Consider the following 1,525-nt stretch of genomic DNA (forward strand, 5'->3'; position numbering starts at 1 on the left):
CTTTTCGGGCTCGTGCCGGGCGATGATGGCTTCAAATTCATCGTCGATCGGCTGGCGGGCGGCGGGATCGCCCACCACCTGCATGCCGATGGCGGTCTCGTCGACGAACTGGTCGAGCGGGCCGTCGAGCTCATCGGGGAGGGGTGGCTGGATGCCGGGGACGTCGGGCTGCGGGCGGATTTCGCCGCGGACGTGCGCTACGAGCTGTCCGCGCACGCCGGTCTGCGGGATGTGCTGGATCGGTTGTGGCCGTTGCTGACTCCGCAGCGGTTGCTCGCCGAACTGTTCTGCGCACCGCAGCGGCTGGCGGCCGCCTGCGGTGTTCTGTCCACATCGGATCGAGATGCGCTGCTGCGCGCGGACGGTTCTGCCTGGACGGTGGCCGATGTCGCGTTGCTGGACGAATCCGTGGAATTCCTCGGAACATTTCCCCGCGATGCGCATGAGCGACGGGCGCGGCGCAGCCGGGAGCACGATGCGGAACGCGTGTTGTCCACTTTGGACTACGACGACGATGACGGGGAGACGCTGCGAGCGGTGGACGTGCTCGACGCGGCGGAGCTGGCCGAGCGGTACGAGAAGCGCGACGAGCGCCCGCTGGCCGAACGCGCCGCCGCGGACCGCGACTGGACCTACGGGCACGTCGTGGCCGACGAAGCCCAGGAACTGTCCGCAATGGACTGGCGGCTGCTGATGCGGCGCTGTCCGAGCAAGGAGTTCACCGTGGTCGGCGACCTGGCGCAGCGCCGCTCGCCGGCCGGTGCGCACTCCTGGAGCGAGGTGTTCGAGCCGCACGTGCGGGACCGCTGGACCTACCGCGAGCTGCGCACGAACTACCGCACGCCTGCCGAGATCATGGACGTTGCCGGACGAGTCCTCGCAGCGCACGACGCCGCGTTGCGGCCGCCGACCTCGGTGCGCCGCACCGGAGTGCTGCCGTGGGCGCGCCGGGTTCCAGCGGGCGAGCTGGCCGCGGCGGTACTGGCGGTGGCCGCCGACGAAGCCGCGCGCACCGGGACCTTCGCGGTGCTCAGCGAAGCCGATCTCGACCTGCCGCCGGACGTGCCGATCCTCGCCCCGGCCGCGGCGAAGGGCCGCGAGTTCGACTCCGTGCTGCTGGTCGAGCCGGAGCTGATCCGGCGCGGACCGTGCGGCGGGGCGCAGCTCTACGTCGCGCTGACCCGCGCGACCCAGCGGCTCGGGATCGTGCACACCGAACCGCTGTCCGCGGACCTCGTCGAAGGAGTGCGCGCAGCTGTTCCGAGCCGGCCGGTGTGACGGTGCTCGAACCGCGCACACCGCCACCACCCGGGTCTCTATCCTCGAAAGCATGAGCGATCGACGGTTGCTGCTGGTGCACGCCCATCCGGATGACGAGTCCACGGTCACAGGCGCGACGATGGCCCGCTACGCCGCGGAAGGCGCCACGGTCACGCTCGTGACCTGCACCAGCGGGGAACTCGGCGAGGTCGTGGCGCCGGAGCTCGCGCACCTGCGGGACTCCCCGGAGGCGGAGGCATTCAAA

1 protein-coding gene and 1 pseudogene are annotated in these 1,525 nt (G+C 71.0%); both read left to right on the forward strand.

Annotated elements, in window-relative coordinates; translation table 11 throughout:
* Positions 1–1,278: pseudogene (locus IJH84_RS03000) on the forward strand (hypothetical protein); the annotation flags it as partial.
* 70 nt (positions 1,279–1,348) lie between these two features.
* On the forward strand, positions 1,349–1,525 hold a 177-nt coding region (locus tag IJH84_RS03005), incomplete at its 3' end, for a PIG-L family deacetylase (RefSeq protein WP_295139914.1).

The organism is Saccharopolyspora sp., assembly GCF_017434145.1.
GTDB classification, from domain to species: domain Bacteria; phylum Actinomycetota; class Actinomycetes; order Mycobacteriales; family Pseudonocardiaceae; genus Saccharopolyspora_C; species Saccharopolyspora_C galaxeae.